Raw genomic sequence first — 23080 nt, 5'->3', positions numbered from 1 at the left:
CGAGGTGAATGGACGTCAGGATTTCTGCGGCCAGCCGCCTCCCAGCGCCCGGTACAGATGGGCAACGGAGATCGAGACGTTGGCGCTCGACTCAGCCAGTGCGCTCCGGCTCGCCAGAAGAGCGTTCTGGGTCGTCAGGACGTTGAGGAAGTCTCCCGAACCCTGACTGTACTGAAGCTGCGCGATATGGACGGCGGTTTCGTCTTCCGAAACTGTCTCTTCCAGCCGGTTCCGGCGCTCCTGCGCGGCGCTCAGATCCGCCATGGAGTCATCAACTTCTTCCCAGGCTTTCAGAAGCGTGCGCTGCAACGCAATCGCCGCTTCCTTCTGCTGCGCCCGCCGCAGATGAAGCTGCCCGGTCAGACGCCCGCCCTCGAACAACGGCAGTGTCATCGTTGGGCCGAACCCGTACTGCCGGGATGCCCATGATCCCAGCCCGCTGAACTGCAATGCCTGAATATCGAGGCTGCCCGAGAGCGTTACGCGCGGGAAAAAGTCCGCGACGGCCACGCCGATGCTGGCTGTTGCGGCATGAAGATGGTCTTCGGCCGCCCGCACATCCGGGCGACGCTCCGCCAGTTCGGAGGGCAGGCCAACTGGAATATCCGCAGGGACGGGCGGGATTGTCTGCGCCGAGCCAAGCCTGTCCTTCAACGCGCCCGGCTCCCGCGCGATGAGGAAGCTCAGCGCGTTCACGAGATGCACTTCCTGACTTTTCAGGACCGGAAGGCGCGCTTCGAAGCCATGCATCTGTCCGCGGGAATAGGCGACATCGAGCTTCGTTGCCGTGCCCTGTGCGAACCGAAGCTCCGTCAGCTTCACGCTATGCTGTGCAATGGCGATGCTCTGCTGGGTGATGCCAATCTGCGTCTGGATATTGCGCAGGTTCAGATAATCCTGCGCAGTTTCGGCCATGAGCGAAATCAGCACATCGCGGCGCAGTTCGTCCGTTTCGTGCATGGCCGCTGTTGCTGCCTCAACCTGACGGCGCACATGCCCCCAGAAATCGACTTCCCAGGACGCGCTCAGCCCGTATTGCGGCAGATTGAACGACGGGTTGCCCTTTGCGCCGTCTGCGGCAGCCGGTCCGAAACCCTGCTGACCGCTGGCGATTTCGCCGGGGCCAGCCTGCTGCATGGTTCCCAGAAGGCCAAGAATGCCGTTCGTGCTGGCACGTTCGCGGGCATAGGACGCCGCGCCTTCCATATGCGGCATCTGGGCTGCACTGGCGATCCGGCGTTCAGCCTGACTTTCCGTGAAATGCAGGGCAGCCTCGCGCAGATCGAGGTTGTTTTGCGCCACATCCTCCTCCAACGCCGTTAGCGTCGGGTCATGATAGATCCGCCACCACTGTGCATCCATCGCGGAGGTTTCCTGCGGATGGCTGGCCTCTGGTGCCAGACTCTGGTGCCAGTGCGCGGGCGCATGGGGATCGGGATGATGATAGTCCGGACCTACCGTGCAGGCGGAAAGTGCGGTCAGCGCCAGAAGAAGGCAGCGGGAATGCGGGAACATGGAAGGTCTCATTTCCAGAGATACCGCGCATCATGCGAATGGATGCCCTCAAGCGCGGAGGACGTGTCGATCCGCGCTTCCACGGACATGCCAACGCGGACTTTTTCCGCCAGAGGCTGGCCGGGATCGAAGGTCAGCTTGACCGGGACGCGCTGGACGACCTTCGTGAAGTTTCCGGTCGCGTTATCCGGCTGGATGGCCGCGAAAGCCACACCCGTCGCGGGCGCCAGACTGTCCACATGCGCCTTGAGCGGATGGCCCGGGAACGTATCAACCCAGACCGTCGCGCTTTGGCCGGTCTGAACCTTCGTTAGCTGCGTTTCCTGAAAATTCGCCAGCACATAGGCCTTGCGAACCGGCACGACCGCCAGCAGACCCGTGCCCGGATGCACATAGGCACCGACGCGCACGCCACGCTCGCCGACGACACCGTCCACGGGGGCGGGGATGGTGCAGTAGGACAGGTTCAGTTCGGCCTGATGCTCCGCGCTCTGGGCCTTCATAAGCGCACCCTGAGCCTTTTCAAGCTGTGCCTTCAGCACGGCGATCTGCTGTTCAGCCGTGCTGGTTCCCGCTTTGTCACGGGCGAGGGCAGCGAGGGCCTCAAGCTGCCGGGCTTCCGCGCCCTGCTGCTGCTCGATCGTGCTCGCACCACCTGCCGACAGGTTGCGATACCGGGCCGCGTTCTGCCGTGCGAAGACCAATGCGGCCTCGTCGGACTGTACGGTATATTTCGCCGCATCAACAATGGAGCCCTGACGTTCAAGCAAAGCCTGAAGGTTGTCTACGTCACCCCTGGCGGCCGAGACTTCGCCCTGTGCTTCATTCAGAGCCGCACGGTAATCATCGTCTTCGATATGGGCGAGTTCCTCCCCGGCATGAACGTATTCGTTGTCCTCGGCCAGCACGCGGTCGATACGCCCGGAGACTTTCGGCGCCACGGTCGTGAAATCGGCCGTGACGTAGGCGTCGTTGGTTTCCTGCCGGATGCCATCGCCCACGAAGAAACGGTCAGCCGTCCAGGCCAGACCTGTCAGCAGGACGACCGCACATCCGGCCAGAAGAAGGGGTTTTCCGTAAATCATGTTCAAGACAGGTCCGTCAGTGCGCGGTGGCGGGAATGGAGGAGGGAGCGGGTTCGGGATGTGGATCGCGGGCCGCGGCAGGCATGGCCGGAGCAGGCCCCTTGCCGGGCGGATAGACCCGTTTCGGCAGCACGGCGGTCAGCGCGATGTAGAAAATGCAGATGCACATCACGATGAAATAGATATCCACCAGCGCCAGCGTGATCGACTGCTCGTGCAGATAGGTGTGGAAGATCTGAAGCGTATTGCGCGCCACATGAGCGCTGTCGGGGGAGGTATTGCTGATGGCGGCATGGATCGGATCGCCCATGCCCGACAAGGACGTAGCGTTGTTGCTAGCCCGGTCCAGCAGCATGGTGGAATGATACTGCTCCCGGCGGCGCAGCAGGATTTCAAAAATGGCAGCGGCGAACGCATTGGCCATGCCCTTGAGCATGTTGACCATGCCCGAGATGAACGGCCCGTCCGCCGGGCCAAGGGACATGGTGGCCAGCATCAGCACCGGGATCACAACCATCGGCTGGCCAAGGATCTGAAGCCCCTGAAGAACGTAGAAATTATCCCGCACCCAGTCCGGCGTGAGCCAGGTTCCAAGGAATGCGGCCAGCGCCAGACACGACATGCCAAACGCCAGCACATACCGGCAGTCGACCCGTGCGGAGTTGCAGAGCGCGGCCGTCAGTGGAAGCATGACGAGCTGGGGCAGCGCGACCGTCAGCGCAACCGGAGTAGCCTGGATCGGCCGGTATCCGCGCACCGCTTCGAGATATGTCATCGGCACTTCCATCATCAGTCCGCAGATGATGAGCACCGCCACGAGCGTCAGCAGTGACATCGTGATGTTGCGGTTCTTCCAGTACTGAAGCCGGAAGAACGGGCTGTGATGGTGCCATTCATGGAACAGGAATCCCACGAACAGCGCGCCGCCCCAGAATGTCAGATGGGAGATGATCGGCGAGCGGAACCAGTCCAGCCGGTCGCCCTGGTACAGCACCGTCACCACGCACAGGATGGACGGCACGCCGATAAAGAAGCCGCGCCAGTTGAACTTTCTGAACCGTTCGAGATGCACCGGGTCGCGCGGCAGCCCGTAGGCCATCATGGCGATGGCGATGATGCTGAAGGGAATGACCTCCCAGTACAGCCAGCGCCAGCCCACATGCTCGAACCACATCGCTTCAAGCGGCCCCCCTAGATTGGGGCCGAAGGTGGCGCTCATCGCATAGCCGCCAATGCCAAACACCTTGATGGGGGGCGGCAGGTATTTGAGCATAACCGTCATCAGGACGGGCGGCAGACACCCCGCACTTAGTCCCTGAGCGGCCCGTAGGAAACACAGTGAAACCATGTCCGGCATGAAGGGCAGGGGGATCGACAGCATGGCGAGCACGGCCGTCATGAAAATCGAAAACCTGTAGATCGAGAACGTCATGTAGAACCAGGGCGTGAACGCCATGGCCGCGATGTTGAAGGCCTCATAGATCGAGGTGAACCAGGTTCCTTCGTCGTGTCCAATATGCATCGCACCCCGGATATCGGCGAGGCCGATTTCCGTGATGTGTTCGTTGAATCCGGCCACATGCACGGCCAGCAGCATCCCCAGACAGCCGACAATGGTCCGCATGCCGAAAGGCGGGATATAGGAGGGCTGCGCGGGCGGCGCACCTGCCGGGGGCGAAGCTGCTGGTTGCATGGGGTCTCTTTCGTTTCTCCACAGCCACTATCCGGAGTGTGCTGGTCCGAAAACCCACGTTTGTGGCAAGTGACGTTTCCACTTTCCGCAAGGATTGAAGAAATCCTTTCCATTTTCACACGAAGGCGTGAAAATACGCTCGAAAACCGCAGGAAACGGAGAGTGCCATGGCGAAGCGGACCGACAGCCAAAGACGCTACGATCTCGATCTTCTGCGGTACCTTCAGGTTCTCGTGGAGGAAGAGAGCGTCTCAAAAGCCGCCCTGCGCCTGAAGGTGAGTGACGCAGCCATGAGCCGCCATCTCGCAACGCTGCGGACCGTTTTCGGAGATCCGATCCTGGTGCTGTCGGGCCGACGCATGATGGCCACGACCTTCGCCAACCGGATCCGTGACAGAGTTCAGAATATCGTGCGCGACGCCGATGCGCTGGTGAATGATAGTGAAACGCTCAACCTGCGGCATCTCTCACCCCGTTTCACGATCCGCGCCAATGACCTGATCGTCGGTGCCTTCGGGAACGCCATCCTGATGGCTTTGAAACAGGACTGCCCCGGTTGCAGCATCGTATTCTCGCCTGAGACGGAGGAACCGGCCAGCGAGGCCCTGCGTAACAGCCGGATTGACCTCTATGTGGGCGCTACGGACGATCTGCGTCCCGAAATCATGCGCCAGACGCTATTCCTGACGTCATTTCGCGCCATGGTTCGCGAAGGGCATCCTATCTTCGCGCGCGGTATTACGCCGCAGACGCTTGTTGATTACGACCACATCAGCGTCTCCCGTAAAGGCCGCCCTTACGGCCCGATCGACGCCATTCTCAAGGAGCGCTACGGCCTGACCCGCCCGATTGCGATGGTGGTGCCGACCTACCATTCCATGATCGAGACCATGCGCGAGACGGACATGATCCTTCCACTGCCCGATATCGTGATCGATCGCCTTCCCCTGTCGCAGATCCAGCTTGAAGCCTTCGACTTTCCGTTCGAGTTGCCCCCCGTCACCTCATTTCAGGCCTGGCACCCTCGCGTGGACATGGACGGCGTTCATCGCTGGCTGCGCGATACGGTCTTTCAGGTCATCCGCCGCGAACTCGTCCGTTTTCGGGGCGAAGTCGGGATCCCTGAGTAACGATCTGGGAATTGCGTTCATAGGTTCTCCGGGCGAGGCCTGAGAGCACTCTGAAGGCGCGGGACAACGAAATCCAGAAAGACACGGATGCGCTGGGGCACCTGTTTTCCGCCCTGATAGAGCGCGTGGATTTCTTCCTCATCCCGCGTTCCGCTTTCCGCCAGAACTTCCACAAGACGCCCCGCCGCCAGATCTTCGCGCACATGATATTCTGCCAGTCGCGCCAGCCCGGCCCCGCGAATGGCGGCGCGTCGCACGCTCTCCCCGTTATTGGCGAGCAACGGCCCCCGCACGATCCGGTCCACGATCCGGCCCCGTTCCTGCAAGGGCCAGACCGGGGCTGCCCGCCGGAAATTAAACCCCAGACACCGATGATGTTCCAGATCATCAACACTTTCAGGCCGCCCGAACCGCTCCAGATAGCCCGGCGCGCCAACAATCAGCCGGGGCACGCTGCCCAGATGCCGGGCCGTGAGGCTGGAATCCTGAAGTTTCCCAACCCGAAAGGCGATATCCGTCCGGTCCAGATACAGATCTGCCATTTCATCAGACAGCGACAGATCCACCACGATATCCGGATATTCGTTCCAGAACGCCGGCAGCAGCGGCTCCAGCGCCAGCGTCCCAAACGCCACGGAGGCATTGATCCGTACCGTCCCCGTAAGCTGGACGGTTTTCTTGGATAGAAAGCCCTCCATGTCGTCCAGTTCCGCAATCAGGGCCTGCGCGCGGTCATAATAGGCCAGACCTTCAGGCGTGACGGACAGTCTGCGGGTCGAGCGTTCCACGAGCCGCACTCCCAGACGGCTCTCCACCCGTCCGATCAGCTTGCTGACTGTGGACGGGGTGGTCATGGACAGGCGCGCGGCTTCGGAAAAACTGCCGCTCTCCACGACGCGGAGAAAGATTTTCATTTCGCCGAAACGGTTATCCATCATTCTTCCGATCTATGAAACTGGTTCACAGGTTTTGTGGAGATTGCAGGAGTTATCAAGAGGCTTTCACACGTTCATGATGACCCTAAACCCGTCACACCTGCTGATGCGTGACAGAAATGGATAGGCACTAATGACAAAAATTCTTCTTCTGAATGGTGGCAAGGCTTTTGCCCATTCCCACGGACGACTGAACGACACGCTTCAGGCGCTTGCCGTGGACATGCTGTCCAAAAGCGGACACGAGATCCGCCAGACGAAAATTGATGACGGCTATGACGTGGAGCAGGAAGTCGAGAGCTTCATGTGGGCTGATCTGGTCATTTACCAGTGCCCGGGCTGGTGGATGGGTGTGCCCTGGACGGTCAAGAAATACATCGATGAGGTCATGACCGCCGGGCATGGCAAGCTGTATGCCAATGACGGCCGCAGCCGGGCGCATCCTGAGCGCAAGTATGGCTCGGGCGGTCTGGTGCAGGGCAAGCGCTATATGCTCTCGGTCACCTGGAATGCACCGGCAGATGCTTTTACGGACCCTGATCAGTTCTTTGAGGGACGCGGTGTGGACGGGGTCTATTTCCCATTCCACAAGGCCCATGAGTTCCTGGGCATGTCCGCACTTCCGACTTTTCTGGCAACGGACGTCATGAAAGCGCCGAATGTTGAGGCAACGCTCGCAGCTTACAGCCAGCATCTAAAAGACGTGATCGGCACTGCGTCCTGAGGAAGGTGGGGCAGCTTATATCGCTGCCCCGTTTCTTAGAGGCTCATTTCGAGCACGCGCCGGCTGACATCCGGAGTGATGTCAGCATGTTCGCCCAGTGCGGTCATGCCGTGGGCCTCAAGCTGCCCGATCAGGGGTTCGATTCCGTCTTCGCCGATTTTGTAGGCTGACAAACGCGTCGGGATGTCCAGACTTTCAAAAAATTCTTCTGTCCGCACGATGGCGGCTTCGATCCGCTCGTCTTCCGAACCGTCGTTCAGGTTCCAGACGCGGGCCGCATATTGCAGGAGCTTGCCACGCTTGGCGTCCTTTCGGGCCCGCAGCATGGATGGCAGGACGATGGCGAGTGTGCGGGCGTGATCGATATCGTAGCGCGCCGTTAGTTCGTGACCGATACTGTGGGTGGACCAGTCCTGCGGCATCCCGACGCCAATGATCCCGTTGAGTGCCAGTGTTGCGATCCACATGAAATTGGCGCGGAGCGTATAGTTCTCAGGCTCGGCGACAACTTTTGGTCCGATCTCGATCAGGCTGAGCAGAAGGCCTTCGGCAAAACGGTCCTGTGCAAGGCCGTCTGCGGGATAAGTCAGGTACTGCTCCATGATGTGGACGAAGGAATCCACGACACCATTCGCAACCTGCCTCACGGGCAGGGAATAGGTGCGGGTCGGGTCCAGTACTGAAAAGCGCGGGAAGACATGCGGGCTGCCAAACGCCAGCTTCTCGCGTGTGGACTGGCGGGTGATGACGCTGAAGCTGTTCATTTCCGAACCGGTTGCCGGCAGTGTCAGTACCGTTCCCAGCGGCATCGCGGCTTTGACGTTCGCACCATGCGTCGTGAGAATGCTCCACGGATCGCCCTCGAAATCCACGGCCGCCGCCACGAATTTGGTGCCGTCAATGACGGATCCGCCACCGACGGCTAGAAGGAAGTCCAGTTTCTCGTTCCGGATCAGTTCGACCGCCTTCATCAGCGTCTCGTAAGTTGGATTGGCTTCGATGCCTCCGAATTCCCGCGTGAAGCGTCCGTCAAGCGCCTTGCGGACGTCGGGCAGTGTTCCGTTGCGCTCTGCACTCGCCCCGCCGAAGAGGATCAGGACACGGGCGTTGGCGGGAATGTGTTCCGCCAGTTTCGGGATCGTGTTCTCACCGAAAATGATGCGTGTGGGATTGTAGAATTCAAAATTCTGCATGGTTCTGCTTTCAGATGAATCGTCTGTGGGCGTCATCATAGACGCCAGTTCTGCGGCGCGTCAGAAAAGCCCGCATGCTGAGCTCCTGATCAGACTAGCAATTTTCTACGATCTGGCCACAGGCGGCGGGAGAGTGTGATCTTCAGCGTCTTGTACGTGGGATGGAGAACATCCATTTCAATGCGGCGGGGGATCGCTTCCGGCGGGGAAACCGCTTGATGACCCACCCGTTACAAACCCGCGCAGGGGCGTGTCCTGCCAGGTGAAAAGATGGGGATATTGCGATGTATATTGCCATGAACCGCTTCAGGGTTCGCCCCGATAGCGAAGAGGCCTTCCGCAGGAAATGGCTCGAGCGAGATGTTCTTCTCAAGACTGTTCCCGGATTTGTCAGCTTCCAGTTCCTGCGCGGTCCGGCCATGGAAGACTATGTGCTGTATGCCTCCCATACTGTCTGGTCCTCCTATGATGCGTTCATTGGCTGGACCCGGTCAGAGGAATTTCGCGCCGCGCATGCGGGTGCGGGTCAGGGGCCGGTCCTCACGCTGGGGCCCCCCGTTTTTGAAGGTTTTCAGGTTCTGCAGGATGTTGAAGCCTGAGTTTTTCCATTATTCATGTTGCTCAGGCTGACTGTTCCCTGACGCGCAACAGGACGCAGGAGTTACCATCGGGATGCTGATGTCCGTCCAAAGCCCAACCCGGCCCGCATTATCGGGCGCTTCAGGTTCTTCCTATCGCCTGCCGGTTCTGCTGATCCGCCATCCGCCTGTCGAAGGCATGGCCGGTCAGTGCTATGGCCGGACGGATGTTCCTCTCCAAAGCGGGTGGACCGGTCTGGCTCGTGGGTTGTCCATCGTTGCCAGGGGGGCCGGATGTCGCGTGGTGGCCTCCTCGCCGTCAGGGCGCTGTCGTTTGCTGGCGGAACAGCTTGCGGTGCGGGGAGGGATGGAACTCCGGATTGATCCCCGTCTTGCAGAACTGGATTTCGGGGCATGGGAAGGGCTTGCGTGGAATGACCTCCCCCGCGCAGACCTCGACCACTGGGCAGCGGATCCGGAAGGATTTTCACCGCCGGGTGGGGAAAGCGGTGAGCAGCTTCTTTCAAGGGCTCGTTACTTCTGGAAAGATCTGACGCAGGCGCAGGAGCCGGTCTGTGTTGTGTCCCATGGGGGGCCACTACGGATCCTTAACGCACTGGCCGAGGGGCGGGAGCCGTCACTCCTTGCGGCGTCAATGCCTCAGGGAACGGCAAGGCTGCATCGGGTCCGCTATGATGCCAGTGAGCGGATCAGCGCCTGATCCAGTCCCGGCGTTCGGGGTTTCTATGTTCCCATCCCACGCGCTCCAGTTCAGGTGTGTCTGAGACCTGGGCCGGGTAGCCGATGCAGAGATAAGCCAGAAACTGCCAGTGTCCCGGAATATCCAGCGCCTGGCTGATGGCTGCGGGTTCCATGATCGAGACCCAGCCGACGCCAACACCTCTTGCTGTTGCTGCGAGCCAGAAGGTGTGAATTGCCATGACCGCGGACCAGATCGTGGTTTCCGGCATGGTGGAACGTCCCAGCCCACTTCCCTGATCAGGGTCCGTATCGCAGAATACCGCGACGTGATGAGGTGCATCGTTCAGGCCGGCGAGTTTGAGGCCTGCATATTTGGCAGCACGGTCGCCGTCATATCCTGCCAGTGCCTGAGCATTGCAGTTTTCAAAACTCGTGCGTACGGCGGAACGGCGCGCGGAGTCTTCAACCAGCACGAAGCGCCATGGTTCACTGAGTCCGACCGAGGGTGCCAGGCAGGTGAGTTGGAGGAGGTCGTCCAGCACCCCTGGAGGAAGTGGATGGGTGCGAAAATGCCGGACGTCCCGACGCCATGTGAACAGGCGTTCGAGATCCTGCTGGAAGGCTTCAGAGAACTGTGGGTCTTGAGACATCAGTGGGAACGTCTTGGGGTTCTGCCGAGAGACGATGAGAGCACGCGTTCGGCCATTGGACCAAAAACCAGCCCGAGAGTCGTCCAGAGGACCGCTTGCATGCCGATGGAAGATTCACGAAAGCGCCACAGAACAACGGCCGGGAAATCTGTAGGAACTTCGTTGATGTCGGGCAGGCGCCACTGGGCGACGGCGATGACGGCAATGAACAACGCGATGGAAGCAAGAATGCCGTTCCACTGCCCAAGTTTCCGGATCAGGAGCGCACAGAGCAGGACTGCAATCGCACCAGCTCCCACGGACAACGCAATCATTTCAAAATAGACAGTGGTTCGGAGGCCGATTGTGGCGCCATTGCCCACGGCAGGGGGATTGGGAGGGTATTTCAGATCTGGAATCAGTGCGAATACTATGAATCCCAAACCGGCGAGCAGAACCGACAAGGCGCGCGGACTGAGGCGGCCGATGCGTCCATAAGCCACGCTAAAAGCTGTAGCAAAAATGCCGCCATAAGCTGCCCCGCACATGATGCTGGCTGTGAGAAGACCAAAAGAAGCCTGCACCGTGCGGCTGACGAGTTCGGGCTCAGGGGCCTCGCCTGCGGCCGCATCGCGTGCGCTCTCAAAAGCGATCGCGAGATTGACCTGTGGCTCGCCAAAGATCCGTGCAAACAGGAATGCTAGGCATGCAGCAAGGATGCCCGCGACCATGCCGCGGACAAGAAGACGTCCAGCCATCAGAAAGTCACTCTGTCAGTGACAGGGGAAGCCGAGGAGGTGGCGCCCGTCATGAACGAATTCATGCACGGCATGACCGGCGATCAGAGAAGTCGCTCCCTGCTCAGCGCCCGTGAAATAGATGAGCAGCATGCTCAGTAGAAGGCCGAAGATCGCCCAGGGCGCGATGGCGCGAAGGGGAATGGCGACGGGGGCAGGAAGGGTCTGGACTTGGGAAAAGGTCTGGCTCATGACAGGCTCCGCTGGGAAATGCGCGTTCCGCGGTGGGACGATGGAAAGGGAGGTCTGGCTTGCTGCCGAAAGGCAGCCTTACAGTGGCGCGACCGCGTCGGATTTGCACCGACTTCTCCGGTTCCCGGCTTTGGAATGAGCTAAAGCGCCCTGACGTGTTCTGTCAATGAAAAGAGCGTTTGCATGTCATCAGCCCGGGACTGAGGCAATCAGGATGGTCAGTGCCGTGCAGTCGACCAGACAGGCTGTAGCGCCCAGAACATCGCCCGTATGTCCGCCAAGCTGTCGGAAACTCAGGGTCATGAGCAGGGCTGTCATGCCTGTGCTGCCAGCACAGGTTAAAACGGCCGTCAGGGGCGGAAACGCCAGGAAAACCGGAACAGCAGCGATCAGAAGCGTGAGTGTTACGCGGATGGCGCTAAGGTCTTCAAGCTGCCTTGCAAGGCCATCAGGTCTGGCGGGAGGCAGAAAGAATGCGACACCTGCCATGCTGGCACGCGACAGAGCGCCGGACGCGATGAGGCATTCCATGGCGCTTGCTCCCCCCAGAAAGGACAGGGCACTGACCCTAAGGGCAAGGGCCAGAATCAGCGCCATTGCACCATAGCTGCCAAGACGGCTGTCGCGCATGATATCGAGCTTGCGGCGCCGGTCACGGCCGCCACCAAGCCCGTCTGCCATATCAGCCAGCCCGTCTTCATGCAGACCGCCCGTAAGTAGCAGCAGGGCTGCGGCGGTCCAGATCGCCGAGAGCAGCGGCGGGAGGCCGAGATGGGTCAGGGCAAGATACAGTGCGCCTCCGACCGCCCCAACTCCCGCTCCCGTAAGCGGCCAGCACCAGAGTGACCGGCCAAGGCTCCAGTCCGAACCCTCAACGCGGAGCCAGCCGGTCGGTAGGCGCGTCAGAAGGCTGAGCCCGCAGGCCAGATCCTCCCGTATGTCGCGCCAGATCGTCATGCCTCGAAAGAGGCTTCGCTGGACTGCGAGACGGCGGCCTCTGCAAACGTTGCCATGCCTTGATGGCAGGCAAGTGCAGCGCGGACCAGTGGAACAGCAAGCGCAGCGCCGGAGGCTTCTCCAAGTCGCAGGCCGAGGTCCAGAAGCGGAGTGAGATAGAGTTCCTGTGCCAGACGGCGGTGTCCGGCCTCTGCCGAGCAGTGGGACAGGCGCGTATGGTCGAGGGCGGCGGGATCGAGCTTTAGGAGAGGGGCGGCCGAGGCTGTGCAGATGAAGCCGTCCAGCAGGGTGGGGACACCGTGATATCGGGCGGCCAGTACCGCGCCCATGATGGCGGCCAGTTCATGGCCGCCCAGTCTGCGCGCGCATTCGAGTGGGTCGGAGAATGAACCAGAATGAAGTGTGAGGGCGCGATCGATCACTGCGGCCTTGTTGGCAACGCCTGCCGTGTCGAGGCCTGTGCCACGTCCAGCCCAGTCAGTTCCTCCGCCGCCGAAAAGCGCTGCACTGAGGGCTGCTGCGGCCGTCGTGTTGCCGATGCCCATTTCCCCGAGGCAGAGAAGGTCCGTATCCGGGGGTACAGAATCATAACCGGTCTGGACGGCCGCAAGAAATTCCTCCTCCGTCATGGCTGCTGTCTGGGTAAAATCATTAGTGGGGCGCAGGTCTGCGACGGGAATGACCCGCAGTTCTGCGTCCGCGATCCGGGACAGCTGATTGATCGCTGCGCCACCGCTGCGGAAATTAGCGACCATCTGTGCCGTGACATCCGCGGGCCAGGGCGAGACGCCCTGCGCAACAACGCCGTGATTGCCGGCAAAGACCAGAATGCGGACCTGCTCCAGACGAGGCGTCTGGTCTTGTTGCCAGCTTCCGAGCCATGAGGTCAGCTCTTCCAGTCGTCCCAGACTGCCGGGGGGCTTGGTCAGTGTGGCTTCGCGTTCGGCAATGCGCCGGGCTGCGGTCTCATCAGGGGCGGGAAGGTGGAGGCACGCGGCGCGCAGATCGGTCAGGGTGCGGAAGGCAGGGGCTGCGGTCACGGACGGGTCTCGGAATGCGGGAAAGAAACAGGCGATGGCATGAGCATCGTTCTGTGCTGTTATCCGCGGTCATGCAAGGTTCAGGTTGCAGGAACGAAAGGGAGAAACTGGTGCAGCAGACGGGCATGAACGGCGTTACGCTTGTTCTGGGCGGCGCGCGCTCAGGCAAGAGTCGGCTGGCCGAAGCGCGGATTACAGCACTGGATGGCCCGTGGGTCTATGTCGCGACGGGGCAGGCTTATGACGATGAAATGCGTGAGCGGATTTCCCATCATCGGGAAAGACGCGATCCCCGCTGGGAGACGGTCGAGGAGCCGGTGCAGGTCAGTCGGGTTCTGAAAGAGGCAGGCGGGCGGCCTGTTCTGGTGGATTGTCTGACGCTGTGGCTGACCAATCTTCTGATGCAGGAACGGGACATCCAGCAGGACGTGAAGGAATTTCTGGAAGCCCTGCGTTTACGGGAGGGGCCGACGGTTCTGGTGGGGAATGAGGTCGGGTTGGGGATCGTGCCACAGAATGCCCTGGCGCGACGTTTTCGGGATGAGGCCGGGTTTTTGCACCAGCGGATTGCGGCGGAAGCCGGAGAGGTCGTGTTCGTGGCGGCGGGGCTGCCTTTGACGCTGAAATCACCTTCCATGAAATCCGCGTCGCTTTGACAGTGATTTGCGGCGAGGATAGGAAGGTCGTGATGGTTCCTTCGAAGGAAGGATGAAAAGGGAAGCCGGTGCGGCCGCAAGGTCAAATCCGTCACTGCCCCCGCAACTGTAAACGGTTCAGACAGTCTGCCATGATGCCACTGGGTGCGTGTTCGTATCCGGGAAGGCTGACAGACTGGAGATGTTTTCGGACATCTCGCCCGTAAGTCAGGAGACCTGCCATCAGAGCCAAGTGTCATGGTCTGGCGGGGTGCCCGGAGCGTGAGGGCGCATTCTTTTGCGTCCCCTTTCCTTCGGGAGGGGCCTTATCCAGCACCCTGTTGCGTTGCGAGGGTGCGGCATATGCAGCCCATGACAGGCTGTTCACCATCAAACGGGCAAGAACCTGAAGGCGATGATCGTCGGGGACTGGCGGTGCATGTCTGCGTCACGTGTGGCCGGTCAGGTCAGGCGGAGGGGCCGTCGCATGGACAGAAACTGCATGATGCGCTGCAGGCTCGGGCTATGGAGCGCGGCATTGCCGTCCACGGCGTTCAGTGCCTTGCCGCCTGCGACCATGGTTGCACGGCTGTTGTCTCCATGCCTGGAAAATGGGCGTGGCTGCTTGGTCATCTCGGGCCGGACAAGGCATCTGATCTGCTGGATTATCTGGAACTGTATGCAGCTTCAGCCAAAGGAACCGTGATGCCGTCCCGGCGTCCGGCCTCGCTGGCGGACATGGTTCTGGGTCGTATTCCCGCCTCCCTCATTGCGTCACAGGAGCCTTCATGAATACGAAAATTACGCCCGCATCTGGTGGAAAAATTCCTGTTACGGTCATTACCGGCTTTCTGGGAGCGGGGAAAACCACGCTTCTGCGCAACCTTCTGGCTCAGGCCAGGGGGCGGCGGATTGCGATTGTCGTCAACGAGTTCGGCTCGCTGGGGATTGATGGCGAAACGCTGCGCTCCTGCGGGATCGAAGGATGTGCCGATGATGATATCGTTGAGCTGACCAATGGCTGTCTGTGCTGCACGGTTGCGGATGATTTCATTCCCACCATGCTGGCGCTGATCGATCGTCCCGATCCGCCGGAGCATATCGTGATCGAGACTTCAGGTCTGGCGCTGCCGAAGCCGCTTCTCAAGGCTTTCAGCTGGCCTGATATCCGCACGCGCATGACAGTCGATGGTGTCATCACCCTGGTCGATGCGCCGGCCGTGGCGGAAGGGCGCTTTGCGGATGACCCGGTGGCCGTTGCGGCCCAGCGGGCAGCCGACGAGGCGCTGGATCATGATAACCCTCTGGCGGAAGTCTATGAGGATCAGCTCAATGCGGCCGATCTGATTGTTCTCAACAAGACGGATCTTCTGGATGAACCGGCACTTGAGGCGCTTGAGGCTTCGGTTACGGCAGCTCTGCCTCGGAAAGTCATGATGATCCGTGCCGTAGAAGGCAGGTTGGATCCTGCCGTCCTGCTGGGGATCGGTGCGGATGCGGGAGAGGATCTCCAGTCCCGCCCATCGCATCATGACGGCGCGGACGAGCATGAACACGATGATTTCGACAGCTTTGTCGTGACGATTCCGGAGCAGCGCAGCGTCGAGAGCTTTCTGGCACTGCTCAAGGACGTGGCCACCCGGTTTGATATCCTGCGCATGAAAGGTTTTGCGGCCGTACATGGCAAGACCATGCGTCTGGCTGTGCAGGGTGTGGGCACGCGCTTTCGCCATGAGTTTGATGTGCCGCTTGTTGCAGGACGTCAGGAAGGCCGTCTGGTAGTGATCGGGCAGTACGGGCTGGACAAGGTGGCTATCGAAAAAGCGCTGAAGGGCGCCTGAGATCCGTCATGCATCTGCTTGTCCGGGAAACGCAGTCGATTGATGCGCAGGAGGTGGCTGAGGATCTTGGTCATGCCCCGGCGGATGTGGTCGTGCTATCTTTTTCGGACAGCGATCTTCTGGGGCTGGAGCGGGCTTATGCTGCGCTTCCTGACCCCGGTTTCACGCTGCGGCTGACCAATCTGGGGCGTTTGCGGCATCCGATGTCGGTTGATCTGTATCTTGAACAGACAATTGCAGCGTCCCGCCTGGTGGTGGTCCGGCTTCTCGGCGGCGTGGAATACTGGCGCTATGGCGTCGAGGAACTGACGGACTGCTGTCGCGAGCATGATATTCCCCTGGTGCTTCTGCCCGGCGATGCGCGGGAAGATCCTCGGCTTTTGCAGTGGTCACGGGTTCCGGAGGCTGCATGCACGCGGCTGTCTGCATTCATGCGGGGGGCGGGCGCTCAGAACATGGCGGGTGCGCTCATGCTCATGCGTCATCTGGCAGGCAGAGGTGCGGACGATGGCCGTATCGCCGCGGACCTTCCTCCCGCCGGGCTGCATCGCAGAGGGCAGTCGGCAACATGGCGCGCGACGGTTGTATTTTACCGCGCCCATCTTCTGGCGGGCGACATTGCCCCGATCGAGGCTCTGGCCGATCAGCTTGAAGAGGCCGGGATCGCAGCAGATGTGGTTTACGTCGCATCTCTGAAAAACCCGGATGCTGCGGAATGGCTGGCAGGGTGGCTGATGGCCAGTCCACCAGACATCATCCTGAATGCGACATTCTTTACGGCACGGGGAAATGAAGGGGAGCCCTCTGTTCTGGAAACGGCAGGCGTTCCGGTTCTCCAGCTTCTGCAACCGGGTTCGACACGGGAAGCATGCTCGCAAAGTAGCCGGGGTCTGTCGCAGTCTGATCTGGCGATGCAGGTGGTACTGCCGGAGCTTGATGGACGGCTTTCAGGAGCGCCGATTTCGTTCAAAAGTGTCACAGCGCCTGGGTTTCCCGCACGCCACTGCCCGGATACGGACGGGATCATGGCGGTTGTCACGATGGCACTGGGCTGGATCAGGTTGGGGCATCTTCTTCCGCAGGAGCGGAGAATCGGGATTGTGCTGTCCGATTATCCGGGCGCACTGGGCCAGACCGCTCATGCGGTCGGGTTGGATACGTTTGCCAGTCTGGAATCGATCCTGACACTTCTGCGGGATGCGGGTTATGACAGTGGGACGTCGCAACTCCCCGTTGGGAAAGAGCTTGCGAAGCTGCTTGCAGGCGGGAGCGCGCCAAAGGCCATGTTGGGGCTGGAGGCCTACCGGCAGGCGTTCCAGACCTTGCCCGAAGATTTTCAGAATGCAGTCATAAAAGCCTGGGGAGCGCCGGAGGCGGATACCGCTCTCTCAGCGGACGGATTCTTTTGCCTGCGCTTTCTTGCAGTGGGAAATCTGGTGCTGGCGGTGCAGCCGGACCGGGGATCGCATACGGAACGCAAGGCGCTGTATCATGATCCGGATCGGCCGCCATGCCACGCCTATATCGCGTTCTATCTGTGGCTGCGGATGGTTCAGGGTATCGATGCCATGGTGCATCTCGGAACGCATGGCACTCTGGAATGGTTGCCGGGGAAGTCGGTGGCGCTGTCTGCTTCATGTGCGCCTTGGGTTCTGAATGACGGTCTGCCTGTCATTTATCCTTTCATCGTCAATAATCCCGGCGAAGCGGCTGCGGCAAAGCGGCGGCTGGGGGCCGTGACGATTGGCCACATGACACCACCTGTTCTCAAGGCTGCTCTGACTGGGGACATGGCTGAGCTTGAAACCCTGATTGACGAGTTTGCCGAAGCGGACGGGCTTGACCGCAGGCGCGCGACACTGTTGCGGCGCAGCATTCTGGAGCGGGCCACACAGATGGGCGTTCTGGCAGAAAGCGGCGTGCGTCCCGGTGAAGATAATGAAGACGAGGCTCTCGCGCGGCTGGATGCCTATCTCTGTGATGTCAAAGACCTTCAGATCCGCGACGGACTGCATGTGTTTGGTCGTCCCGCTCCTGAAGCCTCAGTTCTTGTGGACACGATCGCGCAGGCCAGTGGTGTCAAGCCGGCGATTGTCGCGGAACAGGTGAAAGCCTCGGGACAGGCTGAAGCAGACGGGCTGCTGCATGCGCTTGAAGCCCTGTTTATCGAGCCGGGACCGGCTGGTGCGCCTACACGCGGGCGGCTCGATGTGCTGCCGACGGGGCGCAACCTGTTCACCATGGATCCGCGTGCGATCCCGACCCCGACCGCATTGACGCTGGCCCGGAGACAGGTGCAGCAGATCCTGCTGCGCCACCTTCAGGAAGAAGGCGAGCCACTGCGCCATCTCGTTATTGATCTGTGGGGATCGGCCAGTCTGCGGACAGGCGGGGAAGACCTGGCGCTGGCGCTTTTGCTGATGGGGGTAGAGCCGGTCTGGGAAGGGAGTAGTGGCCGGGTAACGGGCGTGGAGATCATTCCGATGGCCGTGCTCGACAGGCCGCGGGTTGATGTGACGCTCCGGATTTCTGGGTTTTTCCGCGATGCGTTCCCGGCCCAGATCGCGCTTTTCGATCAGGCTGTGCAGGCCGTCGCAGAGCGTGAAGAGGCTCCGGCGCTTAATTCGCTGGCGGACAGTGTACGCGGGCTTGAGGGAGCGGCGCGCCGGGCGGCCACTGCACGGATCTTTGGTGCGGCACCCGCGACATATGGAACCGGCATCGAGGGCGATCTGGCGCAGGGACGCTGGGAAACGCGCTCCGAACTTGGGCAGTCCTATCTTGCCGGAAATGGCTGGACGTATGGTGGTGGCCGGGACGGTACGCGGGAAGAGACTGTGTTTGCCCGTCAGCTACAGCAGGCCCAGGGCATTCTTCACGTTCAGGATCATGCCGAGACGGACATTCTGGAAAGTCCGGAAAATGCGTCGCATGAAGGCGGTCTGGCGGCTGCGGCGGACATGCTGGGGGCGTCTCCGAAGCTTTGGCATGGCGACACGTCCAATTCTGATGCTCCGAAACTGCGTGACATGCATGCGGAGATCGTGCGCGTGGTTCGCGGGCGGCTGGCAAGCCCGCGCTGGATTGCCGGGATGCAGCGTCATGACTACCGCGGTGCTGCGGAAATGGCGCGCGGGCTTGAGGCCTTGTGCGGGTTTGCAGGGACGTTGCCCGCGCGGTTCGACAGGCAGTTCGATCTGGTCTTTGCCGCTACGCTCGGAGATGTGGAGTGTGACCGCTTTCTTCAGCAGGCCAATCCGCTGGCGCGTCAGGATATGCTGGCGCGTTATGCCGACATGATCCGGCGTGGCCTTTGGCACCCCCGGCAGAACAGCGTTCTTCAGATACTGGAGGACACGGCATGAGTACGGTGCAGTCGCTTGTCAAAGGCTGGTGTCCGGACCTGTTTGCGCCGATGCAGGCTGCGGACGGTCTGCTGGTTCGGATCAGGCCGTGGTTCGGCCGCCTGAGTGTTGTGCAGGCCGAGAGTGTCGCAGAGCTGGCCCAGCGTTTCGGTAATGGCGTGATCGAACTGACCAATCGCGCCAATCTGCAGCTGCGGGGCTTTTCGCCTGACGGAGCCCGTGCGGCTTTGCAGATTGCGATTTCAGAGGGATTGGTCTGCGCTGATCCCGCTCATGAACGGCGCAGGGCATTGCTCGTCTCGCCGCTGGCCGGGCTGGACCCGGACTGTCATGAACAGACGGCGACCTGTGCCGGGCTCTTGCAGGATCGTATTCTGGATGCAGACGATCTTGAGGCTCTTCCCGGAAAATTCGGTTTTTCCGTGGATGGGGGAGGCTGGTTTCCTGTCGGCGCATTAAGTGCCGACATCATGCTGCAAGCCTGTCCTGCGGGTTGGAAAGTTGTGTTGGGTGATGCGCAGAGTCAGCCTTTGGCGATGGAAGCGGCAGTTGCGGGCGCAGTCAGTGTGGCACTGGGCTGTATCACGCTCGGATCCGTCGGAGACGGGAAGGTTCTGCGACCCTCGCGCACTCCGGAAGCTGGCCCGCAACTGCTGCAGCAGGCCGGTTTTCAGGTTTGTCCACGCGAGCACACCCCTCTGTTTCGCCCGCCTGCAGTCGGCTCTCTCCCCGGACAGGTATTTGGGCTGGGAGCCGTCATGGGGCGTCTGACAGCCGAGGCGTTTCTGGAATGTGTCCATGCCGTGCAGGATGCGGGGCATGACGGCTTTCGCGTAACGCCATGGCGCAGTCTTATCGTGCCGGAGCCGATCCGCGATATGCAGGAATTCGTAACAGACGCGGGCGATCCGCGCCTGCGGGTTCAGGCGTGTATCGGCCCCATGGGCTGCGTGCGTGCAGGGGCTGATGTTGGACACGCGGCTCTGTTTCTGGCGCCTGAGGTGCCGCGCGGCGAGGTTCTCCACGTATCGGGCTGCATCAAGGGATGTGCTCATCCCGGGGCCGCCTCCATGACCCTGATCGCACAACAGGGCGATTATGATGTGGTCTGTCATGGACGCACAACTGACAGACCGAACTGGACGCACCAGACGCTTGTGCAGGTAAAAACCCTGCTTCGGACCGAACTGAAGGACTTTGCCTCGTGACTGCTACAGGAACGACTTACGATTATATTCACGATGGCGCGGCTATTTATGAGCGGTCCTTTGCGACCATTCGTGCCGAAGCGGATCTGTCGGCCTTCACGCCGGAGCAGGCCGGGATCGTGGTCCGGATTATTCATGCCTGCGGGATGGTTGGAGTGTCGTCCTCCGTCTCAATGACGAGGGATCTGGTGTCGCGTGCGCGCTCCGCGTTGCGGGCGGGAGCTCCTGTCCTGTGTGATTCGGAGATGGTCGCGCATGGCATTACCCGTGCGCGTCTGCCCGCCGAAAATAATGTGATCTGCACGCTTCGCGACAGCCGAACCCCGGAACTGGCGCGGTCCATCGGCAATACGCGTTCTGCTGCTGCGCTGGATCTGTGGGAGGACAGGCTTGAGGGAGCTGTGGTCGCCATTGGAAACGCCCCTACAGCGCTTTTCCATCTGCTGGAGCTGATCGATGCAGGCGCCCCGCGTCCTGCTGCGATCATCGGGATGCCGGTTGGCTTCGTTGGCGCTGCGGAATCCAAGGATGCCCTGCTGCTTCGTGAGGATCTGCCGCATGTGGTGGTCAGGGGGCGTTTGGGTGGAAGTGCGATGGCTGCTGCTGCGATCAATGCTCTTGCGAGTGAAATCGAATGAGTGCGGGGATTTTCCACATCGTCGGGGTAGGACCGGGAGATCCGGAACTGCTGACGCTCAAGGCAGCCCGTCTGGTCGAGAATGCGGATGTGGTGGCTTACTTCTGTCGGCATGACCGGATGGGCCATGCGCGCCGGATTGCGGATGCTCATATCGGAGAAAGCGCGAAGGAGCTCCGTTTTGCGTATCCGTTCACGACGGAACGCTCGGTGGGCGAGCCAAGCTATCATCAGGACATGAATGCTTTTTACGATAACTGTGCCTTGCAGGTTCTGAGAGAAGCTCCTGCCGGACGCAGCGTCGTGCTGCTGTGTGAAGGAGACCCGTTCCTTTACGGCTCTGCCATGTATCTGTTCGACCGCCTGAAGGATCGGCTGAAGGTTGAGATCGTCCCCGGGATTACGGGGATGGGTGGCTGCTGGGCGGAAGCCTCCGTTCCCATGACGCATGGCGATGATGTGTTGTGTGTCCTGCCTGCCACGATGCCGGAAAACGATCTGACGGACTGGCTGCACCGGGCCGATGCGGCTGTTGTCATGAAGCTCGGACGCAATCTGCCCAAGCTTCGGACTGCGCTGGAAAAAGCGGGGCGGGAGAGCGAAGCGGTCTATGTCGAGCGCGGCACCCAGGACGATGCAAAGGTTCTGAAGCTTGCTGAAAAAGAGGGGCCGGCACCGTATTTTTCGCTGGTGCTGCTGCCCGGTCGGCGGGGCGTAAGATGACGCGGCTGTCGATCATCGGGCTTGGACCCGGCAATCCGGACCAGCTGACGCCAGAGGCGCAGAACGCTTTGGCAGAAGCGACGGATCTGGTGGGCTATGGTCCCTATGTCAGCCGGGTACAGGCTCCAGCCCATGTTGTGCGGCATCAGTCCGATAACAGGGTGGAACTGGACCGGGCCCGTCACGCACTCGAAATGGCGATGCAGGGGCGGCGTGTGGCCGTTGTGTCCGGTGGTGATGCCGGTGTGTTCGGGATGGCCAGTGCGGTGTTCGAGGCCATTGAAAACGGCCCTCCGGAATGGCGTGGTCTTGATATTCACGTTGTTCCGGGAATCAGTGCCGTGCTCGCCGCAGCAGCGCGGATCGGGGCACCTCTGGGAGGTGATTTCTGTGTCATGTCGCTGTCGGACAACCTCAAACCCTGGGAGGTCGTGTGTCGGCGGCTGCGGCTTGCAGCGCAGGCCGGGTTCGTGATTGCGCTTTACAATCCGCGCTCGAAAGCCCGTCCCTGGCAGCTTGGAGAAGCATTGGCTGTTCTGCGGGACGTTCTGCCTCTGGATATTCCTGTGGCTTTTGCGCGCGCGATTGGACGCACCGATGAGAGGGTTCTGCTGGCCACGCTGGAGACTGCTGATCCGGAACAGGTCGATATGAGCACGCTGGTTCTGGTGGGCTGTCCGCTGACGCGGCGGATCATGCGCGATGATGGCAGCGCGTGGCTTTATACATTCCGCAAGGTTCCTCAATGAGCCAGTTTTTCCAGCCACTGGAGAGCGCTCTGGGGCGTATCCGCAGTTCTGACAGGGGGCAGGGTTGGTCGTTGCACCATGATGACGGGCAGCCCGAGCGCTCTTGCCGCGTCGAGCTTGGCTTTAGTGGACTCCGACCCGGCATTTTTGGTGACCAGAATGTCCGTTCCGTGCTCGCGCATCAGGCTGAGTTCAGACGCGAGCGTATAGGGCGGCCGGCTCAGCACGACAGTGGCGCTGGGCGGCAGCGACGCAGGTTCAGGCGCGTCGATGCTGCGGATCAGGTAGTGATGTTGTGGGCTGGCTTGAAAGGACGTCAGGTCCTTTCGTCCCGTTGTCAGGAAAACGCGCCGGGACGTCTCTCCGAGGGCCAGAGCGGCATGATGCAGGTCCGGGACGGTGATCCACTGATCCTTTGCGGTGGGCACCCAGGCCGGGCGTTTAAGCCTGAGAAGTGGCAGTCCGAGGCTTGCACAGGCTTCAGCGGCATTGCTGCTCATCGTTGCGGCAAAGGGATGGGTGGCATCGATGACAGCCTGAATGTCGTGGTTCAGAAGATAGTCTTTCAGACCATCGATGCCCCCAAAGCCGCCAATGCGGGTCTGGGCGTTGGGAAGAACCGGGACTTTCGTGGCTCCGGCGAGCGAGAAAATGGCTGTGATGTCGGGCCTGTTTTCAAGCAGAGCCATCAGAAGGCGTGCTTCCGTAGTGCCGCCAAGGATCAGAACCCGCATTTTCTCTCCATACTCGGT

Annotated in this window: 23 protein-coding genes and 2 riboswitches; of the genes, 12 read left to right on the top strand and 11 right to left on the bottom strand. The window is 60.9% G+C overall.

The window, feature by feature from the left end; genetic code table 11:
- Positions 1 to 15 precede the first annotated feature (15 nt).
- Genes JK202_RS11335 through JK202_RS11325 form a run of 3 tightly spaced genes read right to left on the bottom strand, consistent with a single transcriptional unit; the run spans position 16 to position 4293 of the window.
- Entirely contained in the window at positions 16 to 1515 is a 1500-nt protein-coding gene (locus tag JK202_RS11335) for an efflux transporter outer membrane subunit (protein ID WP_249199985.1), read from the bottom strand.
- Positions 1516 to 1523: 8 nt separating this feature from the next.
- On the bottom strand, positions 1524 to 2600 hold the full coding sequence (locus JK202_RS11330) for an HlyD family secretion protein (RefSeq protein WP_211561127.1): 1077 nt from the start codon (positions 2598 to 2600) through the stop codon (positions 1524 to 1526).
- A gap of 16 nt (positions 2601 to 2616) precedes the next feature.
- On the bottom strand, positions 2617 to 4293 hold the full coding sequence (locus tag JK202_RS11325) for an MFS transporter (RefSeq protein ID WP_211561126.1): 1677 nt from the start codon (positions 4291 to 4293) through the stop codon (positions 2617 to 2619).
- Between the two features lie 167 nt (positions 4294 to 4460).
- On the opposite strand from JK202_RS11325, the gene JK202_RS11320 reads away from it, so the two are divergent.
- Positions 4461 to 5423, top strand: coding sequence for a LysR family transcriptional regulator (locus JK202_RS11320; protein ID WP_211561125.1), 963 nt, complete (start codon positions 4461 to 4463; stop codon positions 5421 to 5423).
- A gap of 17 nt (positions 5424 to 5440) precedes the next feature.
- On the opposite strand, the gene JK202_RS11315 is transcribed toward JK202_RS11320, so the two are convergent.
- A complete protein-coding gene (locus JK202_RS11315; RefSeq protein WP_211561199.1) occupies positions 5441 to 6358 on the bottom strand; it encodes a LysR family transcriptional regulator in 918 nt (305 codons plus the stop codon).
- A gap of 133 nt (positions 6359 to 6491) precedes the next feature.
- Here JK202_RS11315 and JK202_RS11310 point away from each other — a divergent pair, with 133 nt between their 5' ends.
- Positions 6492 to 7082 carry an NAD(P)H-dependent oxidoreductase gene (locus tag JK202_RS11310; RefSeq protein ID WP_211561124.1) on the top strand — a complete coding sequence of 197 codons (591 nt, stop codon included), beginning with the start codon at positions 6492 to 6494 and terminating at the stop codon, positions 7080 to 7082.
- Between the two features lie 35 nt (positions 7083 to 7117).
- Here JK202_RS11310 and JK202_RS11305 read toward each other — a convergent pair whose 3' ends face one another.
- Positions 7118 to 8275: an iron-containing alcohol dehydrogenase gene (locus tag JK202_RS11305; protein WP_211561122.1), complete on the bottom strand. Its 1158-nt coding sequence runs from the start codon at positions 8273 to 8275 to the stop codon at positions 7118 to 7120.
- Between the two features lie 284 nt (positions 8276 to 8559).
- On the opposite strand from JK202_RS11305, the gene JK202_RS11300 reads away from it, so the two are divergent.
- Complete coding sequence (locus tag JK202_RS11300) at positions 8560 to 8874, top strand: antibiotic biosynthesis monooxygenase (protein ID WP_211561120.1); 315 nt, start codon at positions 8560 to 8562, stop codon at positions 8872 to 8874.
- Positions 8875 to 8947: 73 nt separating this feature from the next.
- Positions 8948 to 9574, top strand: a complete 627-nt coding sequence (locus JK202_RS11295; protein WP_349291862.1) for a histidine phosphatase family protein — start codon at positions 8948 to 8950, stop codon at positions 9572 to 9574.
- On the opposite strand, the gene bluB is transcribed toward JK202_RS11295, so the two are convergent.
- The 5 genes from bluB to cobT all read right to left on the bottom strand — a co-directional run bounded on the left by bluB (position 9564) and on the right by cobT (position 13170).
- Positions 9564 to 10205, bottom strand: a complete 642-nt coding sequence (gene bluB / locus JK202_RS11290; RefSeq protein ID WP_211561112.1) for a 5,6-dimethylbenzimidazole synthase — start codon at positions 10203 to 10205, stop codon at positions 9564 to 9566. The genes JK202_RS11295 and bluB overlap by 11 nt on opposite strands.
- A complete protein-coding gene (locus tag JK202_RS11285; RefSeq protein WP_211561111.1) occupies positions 10205 to 10942 on the bottom strand; it encodes a CbtA family protein in 738 nt (245 codons plus the stop codon). The genes bluB and JK202_RS11285 overlap by 1 nt, the downstream gene beginning before the upstream one ends.
- A 15-nt stretch (positions 10943 to 10957) precedes the next feature.
- A complete protein-coding gene (locus JK202_RS11280; protein WP_211561110.1) occupies positions 10958 to 11173 on the bottom strand; it encodes a CbtB domain-containing protein in 216 nt (71 codons plus the stop codon).
- 30 nt (positions 11174 to 11203) lie between these two features.
- Positions 11204 to 11341: riboswitch (cobalamin riboswitch) on the bottom strand.
- A gap of 21 nt (positions 11342 to 11362) precedes the next feature.
- Positions 11363 to 12130: an adenosylcobinamide-GDP ribazoletransferase gene (gene cobS / locus JK202_RS11275; RefSeq protein ID WP_211561109.1), complete on the bottom strand. Its 768-nt coding sequence runs from the start codon at positions 12128 to 12130 to the stop codon at positions 11363 to 11365.
- Complete coding sequence (gene cobT / locus JK202_RS11270) at positions 12127 to 13170, bottom strand: nicotinate-nucleotide--dimethylbenzimidazole phosphoribosyltransferase (RefSeq protein ID WP_349291861.1); 1044 nt, start codon at positions 13168 to 13170, stop codon at positions 12127 to 12129. Before cobT ends, cobS begins: the two co-directional genes overlap by 4 nt.
- Before the next feature lie 125 nt (positions 13171 to 13295).
- On the opposite strand from cobT, the gene cobU reads away from it, so the two are divergent.
- The 8 genes from cobU (at position 13296) to cobJ (ending at position 22328) form a co-directional block, all read left to right on the top strand.
- Positions 13296 to 13826 carry a bifunctional adenosylcobinamide kinase/adenosylcobinamide-phosphate guanylyltransferase gene (cobU, locus tag JK202_RS11265; RefSeq protein ID WP_249199989.1) on the top strand — a complete coding sequence of 177 codons (531 nt, stop codon included), beginning with the start codon at positions 13296 to 13298 and terminating at the stop codon, positions 13824 to 13826.
- A gap of 16 nt (positions 13827 to 13842) precedes the next feature.
- A riboswitch (cobalamin riboswitch) is annotated at positions 13843 to 14065 on the top strand.
- Between the two features lie 112 nt (positions 14066 to 14177).
- Positions 14178 to 14597 carry a DUF1636 domain-containing protein gene (locus JK202_RS11260; protein WP_249199987.1) on the top strand — a complete coding sequence of 140 codons (420 nt, stop codon included), beginning with the start codon at positions 14178 to 14180 and terminating at the stop codon, positions 14595 to 14597.
- Complete coding sequence (gene cobW / locus JK202_RS11255) at positions 14594 to 15646, top strand: cobalamin biosynthesis protein CobW (protein ID WP_249199983.1); 1053 nt, start codon at positions 14594 to 14596, stop codon at positions 15644 to 15646. Before JK202_RS11260 ends, cobW begins: the two co-directional genes overlap by 4 nt.
- Before the next feature lie 8 nt (positions 15647 to 15654).
- Positions 15655 to 19011, top strand: a complete 3357-nt coding sequence (cobN, locus tag JK202_RS11250) for a cobaltochelatase subunit CobN (protein WP_211561107.1) — start codon at positions 15655 to 15657, stop codon at positions 19009 to 19011.
- Entirely contained in the window at positions 19008 to 20219 is a 1212-nt protein-coding gene (gene cobG / locus JK202_RS11245; protein WP_211561106.1) for a precorrin-3B synthase, read from the top strand. Before cobN ends, cobG begins: the two co-directional genes overlap by 4 nt.
- Positions 20216 to 20857, top strand: a complete 642-nt coding sequence (locus JK202_RS11240) for a precorrin-8X methylmutase (RefSeq protein WP_211561104.1) — start codon at positions 20216 to 20218, stop codon at positions 20855 to 20857. Before cobG ends, JK202_RS11240 begins: the two co-directional genes overlap by 4 nt.
- Positions 20854 to 21579: a precorrin-2 C(20)-methyltransferase gene (locus JK202_RS11235; protein WP_211561102.1), complete on the top strand. Its 726-nt coding sequence runs from the start codon at positions 20854 to 20856 to the stop codon at positions 21577 to 21579. The genes JK202_RS11240 and JK202_RS11235 overlap by 4 nt, the downstream gene beginning before the upstream one ends.
- A complete protein-coding gene (gene cobJ, locus JK202_RS11230; RefSeq protein WP_211561100.1) occupies positions 21576 to 22328 on the top strand; it encodes a precorrin-3B C(17)-methyltransferase in 753 nt (250 codons plus the stop codon). The genes JK202_RS11235 and cobJ overlap by 4 nt, the downstream gene beginning before the upstream one ends.
- Here the strand turns inward: cobJ and JK202_RS11225 are convergent.
- Complete coding sequence (locus tag JK202_RS11225; protein WP_211561098.1) at positions 22322 to 23062, bottom strand: cobalt-precorrin-6A reductase; 741 nt, start codon at positions 23060 to 23062, stop codon at positions 22322 to 22324. The genes cobJ and JK202_RS11225 overlap by 7 nt on opposite strands.
- Positions 23063 to 23080: the final 18 nt, after the last annotated feature.

The organism is Gluconobacter sp. Dm-62 (assembly GCF_018256155.1).
In the GTDB taxonomy this organism is placed as follows: Bacteria; Pseudomonadota; Alphaproteobacteria; order Acetobacterales; family Acetobacteraceae; genus Gluconobacter.
This window is presented reverse-complemented; position numbering and strand designations above follow the sequence as displayed.